This is a genomic window from uncultured Capnocytophaga sp., from assembly GCF_938029845.1.
Taxonomy (GTDB): domain Bacteria; phylum Bacteroidota; class Bacteroidia; order Flavobacteriales; family Flavobacteriaceae; genus Capnocytophaga.
The window spans coordinates 1-19,615 of sequence record NZ_CALHGG010000133.1; the positions used below are offsets into that span (position 1 = coordinate 1).

The 19,615-nt window shown below is 42.2% G+C and carries 19 protein-coding genes, 1 tRNA gene and 2 pseudogenes; 20 read left to right on the plus strand and 2 right to left on the minus strand.

Annotated features, from left to right (window positions below; genetic code table 11):
• The first annotated feature begins 193 nt into the window (after window positions 1-193).
• From Q0625_RS09385 to Q0625_RS09405, 5 genes are all read left to right on the plus strand, one after another.
• Window positions 194-1,222 carry a TlpA disulfide reductase family protein gene (locus Q0625_RS09385; RefSeq protein ID WP_298826289.1) on the plus strand — a complete coding sequence of 343 codons (1,029 nt, stop codon included), beginning with the start codon at window positions 194-196 and terminating at the stop codon, window positions 1,220-1,222.
• A 39-nt stretch (window positions 1,223-1,261) separates the two neighbouring features.
• Window positions 1,262-2,080: a hypothetical protein gene (locus Q0625_RS09390; protein ID WP_298826292.1), complete on the plus strand. Its 819-nt coding sequence runs from the start codon at window positions 1,262-1,264 to the stop codon at window positions 2,078-2,080.
• A 135-nt stretch (window positions 2,081-2,215) separates the two neighbouring features.
• Window positions 2,216-2,845, plus strand: coding sequence for a porin family protein (locus Q0625_RS09395; RefSeq protein ID WP_298826294.1), 630 nt, complete (start codon window positions 2,216-2,218; stop codon window positions 2,843-2,845).
• 116 nt (window positions 2,846-2,961) lie between these two features.
• Window positions 2,962-3,600, plus strand: a complete 639-nt coding sequence (locus tag Q0625_RS09400) for a porin family protein (RefSeq protein ID WP_298826297.1) — start codon at window positions 2,962-2,964, stop codon at window positions 3,598-3,600.
• 129 nt (window positions 3,601-3,729) lie between these two features.
• A complete protein-coding gene (locus Q0625_RS09405; RefSeq protein ID WP_298826300.1) occupies window positions 3,730-4,629 on the plus strand; it encodes a hypothetical protein in 900 nt (299 codons plus the stop codon).
• A gap of 76 nt (window positions 4,630-4,705) precedes the next feature.
• On the opposite strand, the gene guaB is transcribed toward Q0625_RS09405, so the two are convergent.
• The gene (gene guaB, locus Q0625_RS09410) at window positions 4,706-6,184 is read right to left on the minus strand and encodes an IMP dehydrogenase (protein ID WP_298826329.1); all 1,479 of its coding nucleotides are present in this window, start codon (window positions 6,182-6,184) and stop codon (window positions 4,706-4,708) included.
• Between the two features lie 229 nt (window positions 6,185-6,413).
• On the opposite strand from guaB, the gene Q0625_RS09415 reads away from it, so the two are divergent.
• The 10 genes from Q0625_RS09415 to Q0625_RS09460 all read left to right on the plus strand — a co-directional run bounded on the left by Q0625_RS09415 (window position 6,414) and on the right by Q0625_RS09460 (window position 13,063).
• Complete coding sequence (locus Q0625_RS09415) at window positions 6,414-7,376, plus strand: transporter (RefSeq protein ID WP_298826331.1); 963 nt, start codon at window positions 6,414-6,416, stop codon at window positions 7,374-7,376.
• A 179-nt stretch (window positions 7,377-7,555) separates the two neighbouring features.
• Window positions 7,556-7,984 carry a TonB family protein gene (locus tag Q0625_RS09420; protein WP_298826303.1) on the plus strand — a complete coding sequence of 143 codons (429 nt, stop codon included), beginning with the start codon at window positions 7,556-7,558 and terminating at the stop codon, window positions 7,982-7,984.
• A 47-nt stretch (window positions 7,985-8,031) separates the two neighbouring features.
• Entirely contained in the window at window positions 8,032-8,460 is a 429-nt protein-coding gene (locus Q0625_RS09425; RefSeq protein ID WP_298826305.1) for an energy transducer TonB, read from the plus strand.
• Between the two features lie 48 nt (window positions 8,461-8,508).
• Entirely contained in the window at window positions 8,509-8,931 is a 423-nt protein-coding gene (locus Q0625_RS09430) for an energy transducer TonB (RefSeq protein WP_298826307.1), read from the plus strand.
• Window positions 8,932-9,000: 69 nt separating this feature from the next.
• A complete protein-coding gene (gene cysD / locus Q0625_RS09435) occupies window positions 9,001-9,897 on the plus strand; it encodes a sulfate adenylyltransferase subunit CysD (RefSeq protein ID WP_298826309.1) in 897 nt (298 codons plus the stop codon).
• A gap of 42 nt (window positions 9,898-9,939) precedes the next feature.
• Window positions 9,940-10,182, plus strand: coding sequence for a hypothetical protein (locus Q0625_RS09440; RefSeq protein ID WP_298826311.1), 243 nt, complete (start codon window positions 9,940-9,942; stop codon window positions 10,180-10,182).
• 16 nt (window positions 10,183-10,198) lie between these two features.
• Entirely contained in the window at window positions 10,199-10,903 is a 705-nt protein-coding gene (locus tag Q0625_RS09445) for a zinc metallopeptidase (protein WP_298826314.1), read from the plus strand.
• Between the two features lie 142 nt (window positions 10,904-11,045).
• A complete protein-coding gene (gene kdsA, locus Q0625_RS09450) occupies window positions 11,046-11,831 on the plus strand; it encodes a 3-deoxy-8-phosphooctulonate synthase (RefSeq protein WP_298826316.1) in 786 nt (261 codons plus the stop codon).
• 19 nt (window positions 11,832-11,850) lie between these two features.
• Window positions 11,851-12,777: a glutaminase gene (locus tag Q0625_RS09455; RefSeq protein WP_298826318.1), complete on the plus strand. Its 927-nt coding sequence runs from the start codon at window positions 11,851-11,853 to the stop codon at window positions 12,775-12,777.
• Window positions 12,778-12,835: 58 nt separating this feature from the next.
• Window positions 12,836-13,063: a hypothetical protein gene (locus Q0625_RS09460; protein WP_298826320.1), complete on the plus strand. Its 228-nt coding sequence runs from the start codon at window positions 12,836-12,838 to the stop codon at window positions 13,061-13,063.
• A 56-nt stretch (window positions 13,064-13,119) separates the two neighbouring features.
• On the opposite strand, the gene Q0625_RS09465 is transcribed toward Q0625_RS09460, so the two are convergent.
• Window positions 13,120-13,190, minus strand: a tRNA-Gln gene (locus tag Q0625_RS09465).
• A 113-nt stretch (window positions 13,191-13,303) separates the two neighbouring features.
• Here Q0625_RS09465 and Q0625_RS09470 point away from each other — a divergent pair.
• The 5 genes and pseudogenes from Q0625_RS09470 to Q0625_RS09490 form a co-directional block, all read left to right on the plus strand.
• Window positions 13,304-14,229 (plus strand): annotated as a pseudogene (locus Q0625_RS09470) (phospholipase A).
• 117 nt (window positions 14,230-14,346) lie between these two features.
• Window positions 14,347-17,094 (plus strand): TonB-dependent receptor, encoded by a 2,748-nt coding sequence (locus Q0625_RS09475; protein WP_298826323.1) that lies wholly within the window; start codon window positions 14,347-14,349, stop codon window positions 17,092-17,094.
• Between the two features lie 15 nt (window positions 17,095-17,109).
• A complete protein-coding gene (locus Q0625_RS09480) occupies window positions 17,110-17,943 on the plus strand; it encodes a DUF5689 domain-containing protein (RefSeq protein ID WP_298826325.1) in 834 nt (277 codons plus the stop codon).
• A 77-nt stretch (window positions 17,944-18,020) separates the two neighbouring features.
• Complete coding sequence (locus Q0625_RS09485; protein WP_298826327.1) at window positions 18,021-19,166, plus strand: hypothetical protein; 1,146 nt, start codon at window positions 18,021-18,023, stop codon at window positions 19,164-19,166.
• Between the two features lie 123 nt (window positions 19,167-19,289).
• Window positions 19,290-19,615 (plus strand): annotated as a pseudogene (locus tag Q0625_RS09490) (porin); the annotation flags it as partial.

The window sequence follows — 19,615 nt, forward strand, 5'->3', positions numbered from 1 at the left end:
GGGGTAGGGGGAGGTTTTGAATATCAATAAGTTACAGAACTTGCGAAACTTAAATCGACAAATCAGCAAATCAGCAAATTGGCTAATCGGCAAATCAACAAATCGGCAAATTGGCAAATTAAAAAATATTCCCAAATTACATTGCTATATTATCATTTTTTTCTAATTTTGCTGCTAAATAAAATATCAAGTAATGAAGAAATTGATAAATCTTTTAGCCTTAGGGCTTATTGGGTGTCAAAACACCCAACAACAAGCGGGTACTGCCACTACTGCTCCCAGCGCTTCCTCCTCCTATGAGGTAGGCGACCACTATGTGATTGAAGGAACCACACCTGTTTATCCCGAAGGAGCTCGTATCTTCCTCTACCGATACAAAGATAGAATCTACACCCCTGTGGATTCAACTGCTATTGACAAAGATGGCCATTTTCGCTTTGAGGGAAAAACAGATGAACCCTTGGTGTATGCACTATGCCTAAATGGTAGCGGTACACGCGCTCACTTATATTTGGACAACTCCCCCGTGGAGCTAATTCTCAATCCTAACTGGAACTTTGAGTACTTCCGCTCCAGCGATGCCGCTCAGGTATTTGAACGCTATAACCGCATGGCTATGAATAATGCCTTAGAGCTTCCCAAAGAAATCAAAGAAGCACCTGCCTCCCCTCAGATAGCTTATTTCTTGGCGCGCCATGCCTACAAATATGACTATCCTACCTTAGTGGAATTGCGTAAAATATTAGACCCTGCCTTGGACAACAACCCTTACCTTAAAGAACTCGATGCCGCTATTGCCCAATTGGCAAAGATACAACCAGGTGCGGAAGCTCCCGAAGTGGAACTCGTTGATGCACAAGGAAAAAAAGTATCCCTCAAGGACTTCCGAGGCAAAAAGCTACTGATAGACTTTTGGGCATCTTGGTGCCCTGACTGCCGCAAGGCAAGCCCTGAACTGGTAGCTCTATACAAAGAATACAAAGACAAAGGCTTGGAGATTCTTAGTATCTCCTTGGACGAAGACTTAGAAGCATGGCAAGCGGCTATCCGCAAAGACCAATACACTTGGCCACAAGCCTTAGCCAAAGGCGTATGGAAGTCCGATGCAGCTCAGACCTATGCGCTCCGCTGGATACCTACCTCTATTCTCTTGGACAAGGATGGTAAAATCCTCGCCCGCACTATTCATGTGGATGAACTGAAAAAACTGATTAGCGAATAGGGGTTAGTGGTTAGCAACTAGAAACTAACAACTAAAATAATGAAAAAAACAATTTTATTTGCACTATCTGCCCTCTTAGTAGGCGCCTGTGCTAAAGAAGATCCTGAGGAAAAAGAGATTTTCCCAGATGTTCCCCCTCGTGGTTTTCACTTGGACAAACGTCCTTTTTACCTCTTGGAAAGCACCTATGATGCGGTGGCTTTTTCAAAGAGTGACCTGCAACTCTACCTCACTAGCAAAGAGGGAAAAGAGTTGTATATACAAATGGATATGGCTCACTTGGGCAAAAAAATACCCTTGGACAAACCTGAAAAGGGCATTGTACCTCCTAACCAACCTTGGGAATTCAAGGCACTTGACGACTGGCGTATCTATGGGGAGGAAGGCCATACTGCTGAGGTAGGGAGCTACCTTAAAATAACCCAAGTGGGTCAGGAAAAACGCTTTGCCTTAGAATATCGCATTGCCTACAAAGGACATACCGCTGAGGGTAACGAAACCGTGCTTTTTGTAGAGCGTATCCTCCCTGGCTTATACTATAAGGGAGCAAAGATTGAGCTAAAAACCCCTATATATACAAAGCCTAAGAATGGTTTCTTACAGATTTCCCTCTCTGATGCCAAGAATATAACCAATAATTTTACCTTTGAGCTGAGCGAGGAGCACTTGGGCAAACGCCTACCCTTGGATATAATAGATAGCGAAGAAAACTACTGGGCTATAGAGTCCCCTGATAAGCGCTACGAAGGTAAGGCAGGTCATCTCGCCCCCTCAGGTAGCTGGATGCGTGTTACCCCAATAGGCAACCACTATAAACTACAATTTTTTATCAGCAACGATTTTAAAGGGAACCTTTAAAAACAAAGAGTGAAGAGTGTTTTTCACTTTTCACTCTTCACTTTTCACTCTTCACTTAAAGACTGGCATAGTTTTTGCGATACTCTCAACAAATTAACAACGTCAATAGCATATTGACTGCAAAACACTTAAAAAATGAGAAAAATTGCACTTTTAATCGCTTTGACCGTTTTCGGTCTCACACAGACAAATGCCCAAAATTTTGGTTTCAAAGGGGGATATAATTACAGTAGCTTCAACGGAGAGGTAGCCAAGGACAATTCCCTCAAGGGGCTTAGTGGCTTCTATGTAGGTGCCCTTTTGGAACTACCCTTAGGCGATGTCATTTCCCTCCAACCAGAGGTGATTTATTCCCGACAAGGAGCTGCTTGGGAACAGAAAAACAACTTAGGTTCTTTCAAAAAAGACCTTAGACTAGACTACCTTAATATTCCTGTGATGGCGAAGGTGAATCTAGGCCCGCTCTTCCTACAAGGGGGCGTGCAATTTGGCTTTTTGGTAGACAAACCTGAGGTTAGCTATACAGCAGGCAACAGACGTACTTCTCAAACAGTAGACAAAGACGCTTATGCCTCTTTTGACTTTGGCGTAGGGGCAGGATTGGGAGTCAACCTTAACCAGCACTTCTTTGTAGAAGCACGCTACACCCACTCCCTAACCAATGCCCTTGACCCTAACAACAACTCCCTAAAGAATGCACATATCAGTGATGACAATAACTTCAAGAATGCTGTACTTTCTTTAGGACTTGGCGTGAAGTTCTAATAATAAAGTGAATCATGAAGAGTGAAGAGTGAAAAACTCTTCACTTTTCACTTATAACCTAGCATAACTCTTGTGCTTATAATACATTTACACCCAAATAATAAAACACTAAGAAAATGAAAAAAATTGCATTTTTAATCATTATAGCCGTATGCGGTTTTTCACAAGTTCGTGCCCAAAACTTTGGCGTTAAAGCAGGCTACAATTATAGCACATTCAGCGGGGAAACATCCTCCATTTCTACCATTGAGGGACTTAGTGGCTTCTATATAGGAGGCTTGGTAGAACTGCCTATAAGCAATATGCTTTCCATACAACCAGAGCTTATTTTCTCCCGACAAGGGGTTGATTTGAGACAAGGACTCAAAAATCTTAGTATAAGGACTGATACTTCCGAAATTAGACTCGATTACCTTAATATCCCTGTAATGGCTAAAGTGAATCTCGGCCCAATCTTCCTAGAAGGAGGGGTACAGTTTGGCTTCCTTGTAAACAAACCCAAAGTGGATAGTTATATAGCCAATGTATATTTAAGGAACCTTTTGGACAAGGATTCTTATAACTCCTTTGACTTTGGCGTAGGGGCAGGATTGGGAGTTAAGCTTAACCAACGCTTCTTTGTAGAAGCCCGCTACACCCACTCCTTAACCAACGTCTTTGACCCTAATGACAAACACTTCAAGAGCTCCCTTATCAGCGACGGAGACAACTTCAAGAATTCGGTATTCTCAATAGGACTTGGAATGAAATTCTAATGAAGTGAAAAGTTTTTCACTTTTCATTTTTCTAACTATTGATATTTAAAAAATATATTGTACATTTGCCCCAAAATAAGTCAAGCGTATCAATCACTAAACAATTTAACAATTTAAAATTAAATAGAAATGAGAAAAGTAATTCTCGGCCTAGTGGCCATCGCAGCACTCGTTAGCTGTAAAAAAGAAGACAATGGAAACGACACTACCATTCAGGAAGGAACTTTTCCTAAGGAAGTTACCTACAAAGACAAAGACGGAAAAATCATCGGAAAATCTATTACCACAATAGAAGGTGGTAAAGTAGTGGGCTGGAGCTATGCAGACTATGAAAACGGTGTCCTCAAAAACACTAAAAGGAGTATCATTACCTACAACGGAGCCCTTCCTGTAAAAGAAGAAGCTTCAGGCAGTACAAAAACCTATACTTACGATGAGAGTAGCAGACTTATCAAAAGAGTAGCCGTAGAAGGTGGTGAGACCGATGAAACCACTTATGCTTACGAAGGTGGCAAGCTCTCTAAGATCATTATAAAAAAACCTTCTGAAGCCTTCAAAGATGGAAATAAGGTGCCTGCCATCCAATATGAAGAGTCTGATTTTATTTACAATGGAAATCGCATCACTGTAAATAAAAAATCCTATAAAGAGGTAGTAGCCGACAAGTCTAAAGTAAATGAGGAGGTAGAAACTACAATCTACACTGTAGAAAACGGAAATGTAATCAAAGAAGAGAAAACATACAACCCTTCTTTTAAGAAAACCGTTGAATATACTTATGACAACAAAAACAACCCTTCTTTGAATAATCTTACTAAGATATTGAACCCTGATCATTTCATAGAATACTACAGTAGTAAAAATAATGAGCTTACCATTGTAACTACCTATGAAAGAAACGGAAATCCTGAGGTTAGTAAAAGATTTTATGAATATGACTACAATGGTGACTATCCTACTACTGTAAGAAAATTTCAAGAAAGAAATGGTAATAGAGTACTTGAAGAAACTACCGAGTACAAATACTAATCAAAAAAATTAAAGAAGAGTGAAAAGTTTTCGCTTTTCACTCTTTACTTTTTACCTTTTACTTTTTACTTTTTATTTATCTTGAGTAGTTCGGTGCTTCTTTGGTAATGGTGACATTATGTGGGTGACTTTCAGCAATACCGCTGGTGGTAATACGTACAAAGCGACCTGTTTCCTTAAGTGTCGCAATATCCTTAGCGCCACAATAGCCCATACCTGCACGCAAACCTCCTATAAACTGGTGCATGCTCTCTTGTAATTCGCCCTTATAAGGCACACGCCCTACGATACCTTCAGGAACGAGCTTTTTGATATCGTCCTCCACATCTTGGAAATAACGATCTTTGCTACCATGTTGCATAGCCTCGACGGAGCCCATACCACGGTAGGACTTGAACTTCCTACCCTCAAAGATAATGGTTTCCCCTGGGGATTCTTTGATACCTGCCAAGAGCGAACCAAGCATCACACAGTCAGCCCCTGCAGCAATCGCCTTGACGATATCTCCTGTATAGCGGATACCTCCGTCGGCAATCACAGGGATTTGTATATTTTTCTCTTTCAGTGCCGCTGCCACTTGCATCACTGCCGAAAGCTGCGGATAGCCTACTCCTGCCACTACACGAGTGGTACAAATAGAACCTGGACCTATACCCACTTTCACCGCATCGGCACCAGCTTCAGCCAAGTAAAGCGCTGCTTCTGCTGTAGCTATATTACCCACTACCACATCCAATTGTGGAAAACGTTCTTTGACTTTCTTAAGTACAGCTACTACCCCACGAGTATGCCCATGAGCAGTATCAATCACTACCGCATCAACCCCAGCATGTACAAGGGCTTCGGCACGCTCTACCGCATCGACCGTTACCCCAAGGGCAGCTGCCACACGTAGGCGACCAATACTATCTTTGTTGGAAATGGATTTGCTCTGCAAGTTTGCTATATCGCGGAAGGTAATGAGCCCTACCAATTTGTAGTCCTTATTCACTACGGGAAGTTTCTCTATCTTATGACTTTCCAATATCTTCTCTGCATCTTTCATGGAGATACCTTCGGGAGCAGTAATGAGGTTTTCCCCTGTCATCACCTGGGTAATAGGACGGCTTTTATCACGCTCAAAACGTAGATCACGGTTAGTAACAATCCCCTTGAGAACACCCGCATCATCTACGATAGGGATACCCCCTATGCTATGTTCTTTCATACAAAGTTTCGCATCACCTACTGTGGAGGTGAGTGAAAGCGTTACAGGGTCTATAATCATACCACTTTCGGCACGCTTAACCTTTCTCACTTGGAAGGCTTGCTCCTCTATAGTCATGTTCTTGTGGAGCACTCCTATACCCCCTTCACGTGCAATAGCAATAGCCATAGCCGATTCGGTTACTGTATCCATCGCAGCTGAAACAATAGGGACATTCAGCGGGATATTTCTACTAAAATAGGACTGTATAGAGACCTCACGAGGGAGTACTTCTGAGTAATGTGGCACCAAGAGCACATCATCATAGGTAAGCCCTTCACTAATAATTTTGGGGTTGTTGGTAGTCATAAAAGATACATTTTGGAATAAGGACACAAAGTTACATTTTTAATAGCAAAGTTGCTTGTTTTTAACAATACTTTTATTTCAGCGGGCAGTAGGCAGAAGTCAGTGGTCAGTGGACAGAAACTAAAAACTCAAAATTAAAAATTCAAAACTAATTTTTTTCGTACATTTGTACCCTATATCAGTAGGCAGTAGACAGAAATCAGAAGTCATTGACAATTAACAATTAATAATTATTCTCTTGCTTCGTTTTATCAAAGAATGGACGCTTCCTATCTCCATGGGGATAGGAGCTATCGTATATCTCATCTTTTATTATGTGGAAGCCTTGGATGGGCTTTCCCAGCAGTTGGCACCTATTTTTAACGCCATACTACCGCTGTTTATGTTCCTGATTCTCTATGTTACTTTCTGTAAGGTAGATTTCAGAAAGATTGCGGTAGTTAGGTGGCATATTTGGACAAGTGCTTTCCAAATGCTTTTTGTAGCCTTGTTCATGGGTATTATCCTGCTGCTCAAGCTCTCAGGGGACGTGCTGATTCTCTCGGAGAGTGTATTGGTCTGTGCCATTAGCCCTTGTGCGGCAGCTGCTGCGGTGGTAACGCTCAAGCTCGGTGGCAATCTCGAGCAGATGACTACCTACACCTTCCTCTCCAACCTGCTTTGTGTACTACTGATTCCTATCTGCTTTCCACTAATAGAACCTGCTTCGGGCATCACTTTTTGGAGCGCTTTCCTACTGATACTCAACAAGGTATTCCTTGTCTTAGTCGTCCCCATGTTGCTCGCGTTACTCACCAAGAGCCTACCAACGCTAAGGCGTTTCCACCAATGGCTTATTCACATCCCCGACCTATCCTTTTACCTATGGGGCTGTTCGCTGATGATTGTAACAGGCACCACCCTGAAGAACATTATGAATGCCCAAACGAGCCTCGGCTTCTTGGCGGTTATCGGCTTATCAGGTTTGGTATTATGTTTGCTACAATACGCGGTAGGTTGGAAGATAGGTCGCTATCTCGGCGCCACTATTGAGGCAGGTCAGGCTTTAGGGCAGAAGAACACCGCCTTTGCCATTTGGATTGCCGCCACCTACCTACACCCCCTTTCCACTGTGGGACCAGGTTGCTATATTCTTTGGCAGAATATCATCAACTCTTGGGAACTCTCCAAGAAAGGGAAATATGCTGCTTAGCAGAGGGCAGTCGTCAGTAGACAGAAGACAGTCGTCAGTGGACAGAAGACAGTCGTCAGTGGACAGAAGACAGAGGCTAACCACTAACAACTAACCACTAACAACTAACAACTAACAACTAACAACTAACTTGTGTATATAGAAAATAAATTGTACTTTTGCCTTTCAATACAGAAAATATGACAACTATTAGGAACTTATTTCTTATAGGAATGATCTTGGGGGCTTTCTCCTTATATGCCCAAGAAGAAAAGGACGTTCCTTCTACACGGATAGATAAGCTACCTTATTACTTAAAAACCGATACCCTTACAGGAGAAAAAAAAGAAATACCTATCAAGAATTTTTTAGACCGATGGGTGAGAAAAAATTTTCAATATCCAAAAAGAGCTGTAGAAGAAATGATTGAAGGAAAAGTAATTGTAATATTCAAGATAGATGAAAAAGGGATTTTTTCTATAGAAGAAATAAGGGAGGGTAATCCTCTCCTACAAGAAGAAGCTTGTAGGGTATTTGACGGATTCCCTCAGCTCTTTCCTGCCCTACAAGGAGATAAGCCTGTAAGCATTACCATTGCCTATCCTATTGCATTCTGGCTCGGCAGATGACTTGTATATGTAGAAAATAAATTGTAATTTTATTTCTTAAAAATATTATGAAAGTAAGTAGGATTCTATATCTTATAGCTATTATTTTTAGTTCTTTTCCCTTGCTAGCACAGGAAGAAGAGGATATCCCTTTTTTCCGGATAGAGAAGCAACCTTATTACATACAAACCGATACCCTTACAGGAGAAAAAAAGGAAATACCTTTCAAGAATTTTTTAGACCAATGGGTAATAAAGAATTACAGGTACCCTCAGGAAGCTGTAGAAAAAAAGATAGAAGGCAGAGTAATCGTACAACTCAGGATTGATAAAAAGGGTATTCTTTCTATAAAAGAAATTAGAGGGCGTAATCCCCTCTTGGAAGAAGAAGCCTGTAGGATATTTGACGGATTCCCTCAGCTCTCCCCTGCCCTACTAAGAGGTAAGCCTGTAAATATTCTCTATAACTATCCTATCGTATTTAGACTCGCTAACTGACTTGTATATGTAGAAAATAAATTGTAATTTTATTTCTTAAAAAATATTATGAAAGTAAGTAGAATTCTATATTTTATAGCTATTATTTTTAGTTCTTTTCCCTTGCTAGCACAGGAAGAAGAAGATATCCCTTTTGCCCTGATAGAAAAACACCCTTATTACTTACAAATAGATACCCTTACAGGAGAAACAAAAGAAATACCTTTCAAATATTTTTTAGACCAATGGGTGATAAAAAATTTTCAATATCCTGAAGAAGCCTTGAAAAAGAAAATACAAGGTAGGGTGATACTTACTCTTAAGATAGATAAGAAAGGTATTCTTTCTATAGAAAAAGCAGAAGGAGATCCTATTTTAGAAAAAGCAGCCCGAGAGGTATTTGAAGGATTCCCTCAACTGGCTCCAGCTGAACAGCGAGGGAAACCTGTAGTGACCTTTTATCAGTATCCTATTTCCTTTAGGAAGGATTGAGGATAGTGCTTATTATTTCAGATTTTTCCATGATCTCTCAGAAATGATTCACTAAAATAAGTGTATTTTATGAACGAACATCTCAAGCAATTAGAAGCGGAAAGTATTTATATCATGCGCGAAGTAGCTGCGCAGTTTGAGCGTCCTGCCCTCCTGTTTAGTGGCGGGAAGGACTCTATTACCTTGGTACATTTGGCTATCAAGGCATTTGCCCCTATGAAGATTCCTTTTCCTTTGGTGCATATCGACACAGGACACAACTTCCCTGAGGCAATTGCCTACCGTGATGCCTTAGCCGAGCGCATCGGGGCGGAGCTTATTGTACGCCAAGTGGAAGATACGATCAAGGCGAAGGGACTCACTGAACCTAAGGGTAAGTTTGCCTCTCGCAACTGGCTACAAACGCATACCCTTTTGGACACCATTGAGGAGTTCCAGTTTGATGCTTGTATAGGGGGTGCTCGCCGCGATGAGGAAAAAGCACGTGCCAAAGAACGCTTCTTCTCGGTACGCGATGAGTTTGGACAGTGGGATCCCAAGCTCCAGCGCCCTGAGCTGTGGAACATCTACAACGGACGTATCCACAAGGGAGAAAATGTACGTGTATTCCCTATCTCCAACTGGACAGAATTGGACGTATGGAGCTATATCCAACAGGAAAACATAGCGCTCCCTTCTATCTACTTTGCCCACAATAGGGATGTGATTGAGCACGAAGGGCGCCTAATAGCCGTCTCCCCTTTTATCCAGATTGACGAAAACGACCAAATCCTCAACAAGCGTGTACGCTACCGTACCGTAGGGGATATGACTTGTACGGCAGCCGTGGAGAGCAATGCCGCCACCCTTGAGGAAGTGGTAAGGGAAATCTCCGCCTCCCGTATCTCCGAACGTGGCGAAACCCGCATCGATGACCGCGTTACCGAAGCTGCCATGGAAGATAGGAAAAAAGGAGGCTATTTCTAATGATTAATGCCATTAATGATTAACTGCTAAAAACCGATAACTATGCAAGCAGAAATACTTACCATTAGAATTCCTAAGGGCATTTCAAGAGAAAATGCCAAGGCAGAGCTTAAAAAACTCAATTATGAAATAATTGAAATAGGAGAACAACCCTCTGTAAAAGTTTCTCAAAAGGCTTTAGAAGCTATTAACTCAGGATTGGAAGAGGCTAAAAAAGGTGTCTTTATAGACAATGACCAAGTATTAGAAGAAACAGACCAATTAATAGAAGCATTAGCCCTCTAACATTTAACAATTAAATATGATTTTATACTACGTAATTTTAGGTGCCATCTTTTTGGTAAGTTGGTTGGTGAGTAACCGCCTACAAAGTAAGTTTGCACACTACTCTCAAGTGCAACTGCGCAATGGTATGAGTGGTAAGGAAATCGCTGAGAAGATGCTCCGTGACAATGGTATCTACGATGTGAAAGTAACCCATGTCCCTGGTCAGCTTACTGACCACTATAATCCTTTGGACAAAACTGTAAACCTAAGTGAAGCGGTATATAACCAGCGTAATGCGGCTGCGGCTGCCGTTGCGGCTCATGAGTGTGGTCATGCGGTACAGCATGCACAGGCCTACCGTTGGCTCACCCTACGTTCCCAAATCGTCCCTGCGGTCAATATCTCCTCCAACCTCTCCAATATACTCATTATGATAGGCTTCGCCTTAGGGGCTTTCAGTAAGTCAACAGGCTTTGGATATTGGATAGCCGTGGCAGGGGTGGCTCTTTTTGCTATTACTACGCTCTTTACCTTCATCACCCTCCCTGTGGAGTATGATGCCAGTAACCGCGCTTTGGCTTGGCTTAAGAACAAAAATATAGTAACTCGTGAAGAATATGCAGGTGCAGAGGACTCCCTCAAGTGGGCTGCCCGTACCTATGTGGTTGCTGCCCTCGGTTCCCTCGCCCAACTCCTTTACTGGGTCTATAGACTTATGGGAAGCAGCAGAGACGAGTAAGTAGTGGTTAGTAAATAGTGATTAGTGGTTAGTGATTAGTGATTAGAAACTAACAACTAATAACTGAAAACTAACAACTAACAACTGAAAACTAACAACTGAAAACTAACAACTAACAACTAACAACTAATAACTAACAACTATGAAGGATAACTTTCTGCTCATGGCAGGTCCTTGCGCCATAGAGGGCGAAGAAATGGCTATGCGTATAGCCGATAAAATTGTAAAAATCACTCAGAAACTAGATATCCCCTATATCTTCAAGGGGAGCTTCAAAAAGGCCAATCGCAGCCGTATAGACTCCTTTACGGGTATAGGTGATGAAAAAGCACTGAAGATACTCCAAAAGGTATCTCAGACCTTTGGAGTTCCTACCGTAACCGATATTCATGAGGTGAGCGATGCGGCTATGGCAGCCGAGTATGTAGATGTACTGCAAATCCCTGCCTTCTTAGTCAGACAAACCGACTTGGTTGTAGCTGCTGCTAAAACAGGCAAAACAGTCAATCTCAAAAAGGGACAATTCATGAGCCCTGAGAGTATGAAGCATGCCGTGCAAAAAGTGTTGGATAGTGGCAATGACAAGGTCTATATCACCGACAGAGGTACTATGTTCGGCTATCAAGATATGATTGTGGATTTCCGTGGGATTCCTACTATGAAGCAGTATGCACCTGTCATTCTGGATGTTACCCACTCCCTACAACAACCCAATCAAAGTTCAGGGGTTACAGGAGGACGTCCCGAAATGATTGAGACCATTGCCCGTGCAGGCGTTGTCAATGGAGTAGATGGTATCTTCATAGAAACCCATTTTGACCCTGCCAATGCCAAAAGTGATGGAGCTAATATGCTTCACCTAGACCTGCTCGAAGGTCTCTTGACCCGATTGGTAGCTATCCGACAAACCATTAACACCTTCCAATAGAAAAATCATCTAAGTTACTATGAACGAGCAAACAGCCTACGCCAAAACCATCACAGGCATCTATAACAAAGTATATCAAGGGAAAAACATAGGAAAAATACCTACTTATATCCCCGAATTGCTCAATGTCAGCCCTGACAAATTTGGGATTGCCATCCACACCTTAGCAGGGAAAACCTTTGGCATTGGGGATTATCAGGAAAAGTTCTCTATACAGAGTATTGCCAAAGTACTTTCGCTATCTATGGCGTATAATATCTTTGGAGATAGCATTTGGGAACGAGTATCTGTGGAGCCATCGGGCACCTCGTTCAACTCCCTCCTACAATTGGAAGCCAACAATGGGATTCCGCGTAACCCGCTAATCAACGCAGGAGCTATTGTCATCTGCGACATCCTCCTTTCTCATTTCAAGAATGCAGAAGAAGAGTTTCTAACGTTCGTACGCCAATTGGCCAATGATCCTACAATCAACTATTCTGAGGAGATTGCCGCTTCCGAAAAAGAAGTAGGTTACCGCAATTTTGCGCTGTGTTATTATATAAAATCATTGGGAAATATAGAAAATGATCCAGAAAGGGTATTGGATTTCTACTTTAAGCTCTGCTCCATAGAACTTACCTGTGAGTCCTTGGCGTATGTGTTTACTTTCTTAGCCAATGACGGTATCACCCTACACAACCAAGAGCGTATCCTCCCCCATGTATATACCAAGCGTATCAATGCCATTATGCAGACCTGTGGATTCTATGACGAATCAGGGGAATTTGCTTTCCGTGTAGGACTCCCCGGTAAGAGTGGGGTCGGCGGAGGTATCGTCGCTATCATGCCCGGTCACTACGCCATAGCTGTATGGAGTCCACGCCTGAATGAAAAGGGCAATTCCTACCGCGGCGTGAGGTTCTTAGAAGGTTTTACTATGCAAACACAAATATCCGTATTCTAAATAGAAAATAAAAGCATAATGCAAAAATTAATTGTAACTTTGCAAAAAACAAAGTCTTATGCCTGCTACATTAACACCACAGAAAAAAAACGAGAGGAAAACTAGTATTTCCTCTGGGCAAAATACACTTCATTCTGTTGCTGAGCAAGACACCTCTACTCTTATAGAAACAGAAGAAGCTGAGAGAATACAACGCTTAAAAGAATCTATCCCTCAATTACAAGAGTTAACCGTTCGCCTAATAGAAGAAGGAAAACTAAAACCTTTTAATAGAAAAACAAAATAAAGAGCGAATAGTTTCGCACTATTCGCTCTTCACTTTTTCGCTCTTCATTTGATTTGTTGGTCTACAAGGACTCGAACCTTGAATTACAGAGCCAGAATCTGTCGTGTTACCATTACACCATAGACCATCGCTATTTGTGGGGGCAAAGATACGATTTTTTTCATAACCAACAAAATATTTTCAGTGGTTAGTGGTCTGTTGTCAATGTAGCAACTCAAAATTAAAAACTCAAAGCTGTTAATGAAACTTTTTTTACCTATTACCATTTGCTTTTTCCCTCTTATAGGGTTGTGCCAAGAGGCTGTTACAGATACTATTGCGCTCCCTACTTTAACAACTACGGATATTCCTAAGGAAATTGATTTGGAACGGGTTATGTCCAAGATATGGGAGCTTGATCGCGAAGACCAGCAAGGTACTTTCCACCTGATGGAGTACCAACCCATGTATATCATGCCTATGCGCTTCACCGATATACCTACTGAGCAACCACGAAGTCTCAACACAGAACGCCCCATACCTGAGCACCGCGATTACCAGCATGTAGAGGTCAAATTCCAAGTCAGTCTCAAGGCTAAAATCCTACAAGATGCCTTCGGGAAGGGGGATGTATGGGTAGCTTTTACCCAACAAGCACTTTGGCAGATGTACAATGGAGGACTCTCCCGCCCTTTTAGGGAACTGAACTATGAGCCTGAACTGATATTTACCTATCCTATGAACCTCACGGCAGGGCGCTTCAAGTTCAAGATGCTTGGTCTTTCTATCAATCACCAGTCCAATGGTAAAGAAGCTGCACACTCCCGTAGCTGGAACCGTTTTATACTCGTAGGCTTAGCCAAATGGGACAATATACTAATTACCACCCGCCTATGGAAGCGATTCTCCGAAACTTCCATAGAAGATGACAACCCTCAGATAGAGGACTATATAGGTCGCTGTGAGATAAGAACTGCCCTTACCTATGGCAAACATGTATTTAGCCTTTCTCTTCGCAACAATCTCAATTTCAAGCATAATCGTGCCCATATAGAAGGCTCTTGGGTAATTCCCCTCAATCGAGATCTACGTCTTTTGCTCCAAGCCTCTCACGGCTATGGCGATTCACTCATTGACTATAACTACAAACAGTTGTGGGTATTGGCTTTACTCTTATTGATTTGTAACCATAAAAAACCTTTGATTTTTTAACGTTTAAAAATGAGTTTTTAATAAAAAAAAGAGTAATTTTGTACAAGAAAACACATGTACTTTTAATGTCCTCATTTTTAATAAAAAACGTAATGAAATCATTGATTTTTTCTTTCTTTATGCTCACTTGTAGCCTTGCTTTCTCGCAGCACGTTTCCCTAAGAGGAAGCGTTAGTGACGGAAAAACACCTTTGCCAGAGGCTCGTATCGTGGTAGAAGGGCAAGAGCAACACACAGTGAGTGATTTTAGGGGGGAGTTTGAGTTACTCCTTCCCAAAGGGCTTTATACCTTGGAGGTAATGGCTAAAGGCTATCTAACAAAGAAGATGCCTGTGGAGCTACTCTCGGCTATGGAGCTACCCACTATTGTATTGGAAAAAGAAAACCATACACAAGCAGCCCAACAGATGGGCAATACTATAAGCATTTCCGACGAACAGTTGGACGATGAAGAAGGTAGTCTTGAGATGATATCGGGCTTTCTCCAATCCTCTCAAGACCTTTATTTTCGCCGTGCCGCCTATGACTTCAGTTCGGTGTTCTATCGCCCTCGTGGCTATCAGAGCAATACCGCTACGGTCTTGGTCAATGGGGTAACGATGAACAAGGTAGAGACAGGTCGTCCCCAATGGAGTAACTGGGGAGGGCTAAACGATGCTACACGCGGTCAAGTGATTACCACAGGTGTAGGCGCTTCAGAGAGTGATTTTGGAGGCGTATTTGGTAATACTTCCTATACTATTGCACCATCAGAGCTACGCAACGGCCTACGTATCACAGGAACCGCTACCAACCGCAATTACTTTGGGCGTGGTATGGTAACTTACAATACAGGAACCCTTCCTAGTGGCTGGGGCTATATGGTTTCAGCTTCCTATCGTGGAGGCAATGGCAAGACCTTCCTTGTTCCTAACACCGAAGGCTTAGTATATCAGTCCTATGGAGCTTCCGCAGCCGTAGAGTACAAGGCGAGTCCTTACTTCTCCACCAATCTTATGGGAATCTTCTCCTATAACAACCGAGGCAAGTCCGCCCCACTCACCCAAGAGACTATTGCTTTGGGAGGTAGAAACTACAATCCCAACTGGGGCTACCAAGCGGGAGAATTGCGCAACTCCAAGATGAAGCGTATCGCTGAACCTCTTTTTGTGCTCTCCAATACCTATCACAAGGGCAATACCAAGATTGTCGCTCACTTGGGTTACCAGTTCGGACAGGTGGGAGATACTCGTATCCAATACGTGAAATCCCAAAACCCTGACCCTTCCTACTATACCAATATGCCTACTTACTTCTACAATATGTATGACGAGCAAACAGGCGAAGGCGATCCTTTTGCCCATCATAAGGCAGCACAACAAATAGCATATTTCAGAACTCATAAGCAGCTCGATTGGGATAGACTCTACTTGGCCAACAGCCTTACAGGTGGCGAAAGCATGTTTGCCCTTAATGAAGATATTATTGACACTCGTACCCTTACAGCCAACGTACTAAATACCACCAAGATTACTCCTAATATCACCTTCAATGGAGGAATCTCCTACCAACACATTGGTACAGAAAACTACCAACAAATCAATGACTTATTAGGGGGGAAATACTTCCTCAATAAGAGTTATTATTCAGGAGAAAACTACGACACGGCGGAGAACCTACGCCTTGGGGTAGGAGACAAATACCAATACTACTACAAGACCCGCACCCAGCGTGCCCATGTCTTTGGTCAATTGCGCTTTAAGTATGGTCGTGCCGATTTCTATGTAGCAGGACGCGTAGCCCATACCGACTATGAGCGCGAAGGTATGTTTGCCAACAACTCCGTATATACCGACTCCAAAGGAATGAGCGGACAGCGCTATTTCAATACGATAAGTACCAAGGCGGGACTCACTTATAGCATCACAGGTAGGCATATCCTCCAGTTCAACACAGGTTACTTTGAGGAAGCACAACCACTGAACAATGTGTATGTAAATATCCGTAATTCCAACAGCATCCTTCCCGCTAGAATACATCCTGAAAACCAAATCACTTGGGATGGTAGCTATATCATCCGTATCCCTTCCTTCAAGGCACGAATTACAGGTTATGCCACCCAGATAAAGCATAGCAGCGAAAAGAGCTATTTCTTCACCCAATCTCGCTTAGGAGATGAATCCGCAGGCTTCTTGACCCAAACAATGATTGATGCTGAGAAATTGCACTTTGGTATGGAACTCGGCGCTGAATACGACCTTACCGCCTCTTGGAAAGCCTCTGCTGTGGTATCACTCAACCAATATACCTATACCAACAATCCGCTCTTGTTCCAGTCCTCCGACAAGCGCTTGGTAAGTGAGCCTATCGTGAGCTACCTTAAGGATTACCATGCAGGTCAAGCCCCTGAGCATGTATATTCATTAGGCATAGAGTACCAAAGTCCACGCTACTGGTGGGTAGCCCTTACTGCCAATTACTTTGATAAGAATTACATAGGTATCGCCCCTAGCCTACGTACTGAGAATATTTACCTTGATCCCAATACAGGTAGCCGCTATACTGATATTGACGAGAATACCGTACGTAGTCTCTTGCGCCAAGAACGACTTCCTGGTCTTTTCCTACTGAACGCCACCGCAGGTAAGTCTTGGCGTATCAAAGGTAACTTCCTAAACGTATTTGCTAGTGTCAATAACCTTTTGAATACTCAATACAAGAGCAACGGATTCGAACAAGCGCGCAAGGGTGATTACCAAGCTATGATCAAAGATCGCAAGAGTGGTTACCCTACCTTTGGAAACAAGTATTTCACAGGATATGGCACCTCTTTTTATCTGAATGTAACCTTAAGTCTGTAATCTAAACGTAATAACATGAAAAAGATATTATTCGCTATACTCCCCATTGCATTGAGTGTTTCTTGTAGCAAAGTGTCAAATTTTGACACCCCCGATACAGCTGCCCTTGCTGCTGAGCAAGCCGCCAAAGCGAAAACCTTCAATGGCACCACTATTAGCTATGACGCCCTTAGAGCAAAGGTAAGTACCTCCTTTGCTACTTATGAGGAAAATGACGCCTTCGAGGGCTATGTCATCTCCAGTGATGAAGGGGGAAACTTCTACAAAAAGGTATATGTACAAGCCGCTGATAAGTCGGGTACTATTGCCGTCTCTATTGATAAAAAAGGGCTCTATGCGGAATATCCCGTAGGTAGCAAAGTACAAGTAAGGCTCAAGGGTACCACTGTATGGTATGCCAGCCGTTATTCCCTCTTAGAAGTAGGTTATGGACATGGCAAAACAACAGGGGGTAACCTAAAAATAGGTCACCTAACTCCCGCCATGTATCCCGAAGTGTTGCTCCTCACAGGAGAGAAAGCACCCATAAGTGAACTGGCTACCACCCTTACGAATTTGCAATTTAACAAACGTGCCCAAGCTAACAAGCTCTTAGTGCTCGATGGTGTATATTTTAAAAATCAAGACGTGGGAAAAACTTTCCACACCTCTGACAATCAATACAATACCACTTATACCCTAACCGATAATGCAGGAGGTACCCTCCCTTTCCTTACCAGTAGCTACGCCGCACATATCAAAGACCGTGTGCCCGCTGGTCGCTTGCGTATTACAGGGGTGCTCACTATGTACGGAAACAATCCACAGTTCTTTATCAATGATATAAAGGGAATAGAAAAAAGTGAATAGCAAAGCCAGCGAATGCTTGGAGCTGGGTATGTATGATTCGCACTAAGAATAAACAACAATTTAAATACTATAACGACATGAAAAAGTTACTTTTATTAGCCCTCTCTTTTGGGCTGTTAATGTCCTGTAAGAAGGACGATGAGAACGGTATTCCACCTGTGGATCCTAACAAACCACAGCCAGAAAAGCCACAAGACAAGCCAGCAACTGCCTTGGAGGTAAAAAACCTTAAAGCAGCTGACTATGAGAAATTCCGAGACAGTAAAGAAAAGGTAAAACTCCATGGAGAAATTGCTGAGGTGAAAGGTAATTGGTCTTACTTTAAGTTCAGTGACGGTACTTTGGTACAAATCTTTACTCACAAATTCAAAGAACTCAAGGAAGAGACTTCTCAAAAACTTAAAACCGTAGGACAAGAGCTTACTGTAGTAGGAGTTTTCACTGATTATAGCAAAGATGGTACCCCCATTAAGGAAATCCTTTACGAAAGTGAAGCTGACCTTACTTTTGGTAAAACTCCTGAGTCAAAACCAGAACAACCAGTAGTAGCCTTAGAGGTAAAAAACCTTAAAGCAGCTGACTACGATACTTACCGAGACAAAAAAGAAAAGGTGAAACTTCATGGAGAAATTGCGGAAGTAACCAATGGTAGATCTTACTTTAAGTTCAGTGATGGTAGTTTGGTTCAAATCTTTACTCACAAATTCAAAGAACTCAAGGAAGAAACTTCTCAAAAACTTAAAACCGTAGGACAAGAGCTTACTGTAGTAGGTGTTTTCACTGATCACAAGCTTAAAAATGGATCCATTGTTAAGGAAATTGTTTATGAAAGCGAAGCTGACCTTACTTTTGGCACTACTCCTCAGGCAAAACCTACACCTAATCCAGAACAACCTGTAGTTACTTTAGAAGCCTCTAGAGCTACAGTAAATGACTTTGAAAAAGGAAAAGCAGTGAAGATCCATGGAAACATTACCGTAAAAAAAGAAGGAAAATATAATAGATCTTACTTCAAATTCTCTGACGGTACCCTTATCCAGTTCTATGTAAAGAATTATGATAAAACCCTCTCTGCAGAAGTCAGAACCAAACTTGAGACAGAAGGACAAGAAGTTACTGTAAAAGGTAAATTCAACACCTTCACAAAAACTGACAAGAAAACAGGTGTAAAAACTGATATTAGACAAATCGAGTACGAAAGTGCTGCTGATCTTACTTTTTAATCAGTAATCCTCAGTGGTCAGAGGTCAGTAGTCTGAACTGACCTCTGATAACTGACTACTGATAACTGACTACTGATAACTGACTACTGAATCTATAACCTTAAACTTCTAAATAAAACACATATGAAAAGATTATTTCTACTTTTAGCGCTTGCTCCCTCACTGATGTGGAGCCAAGAGAACCTCAGGAAAAACCTTAGCGAGGACGGAAAGACCTACATTAAGGCCAGTGTATCGGCTACTCTTTGGGCAAGATACATAGATGCCAACCCTAACACTGTGGTCAATGGATCAGGAGTAAGCCGTATTACCGATGTCTCTATCCGCCGCTTGCGTATAGGGGTACAAGGCCAACTCACCCCAAGGGTCTATGTATATGGACTTTTCGGAGGTAATAACTACAACTTTACCAGCAAAGCCAAAGACAAAATTGGTATCCTTGACCTCTA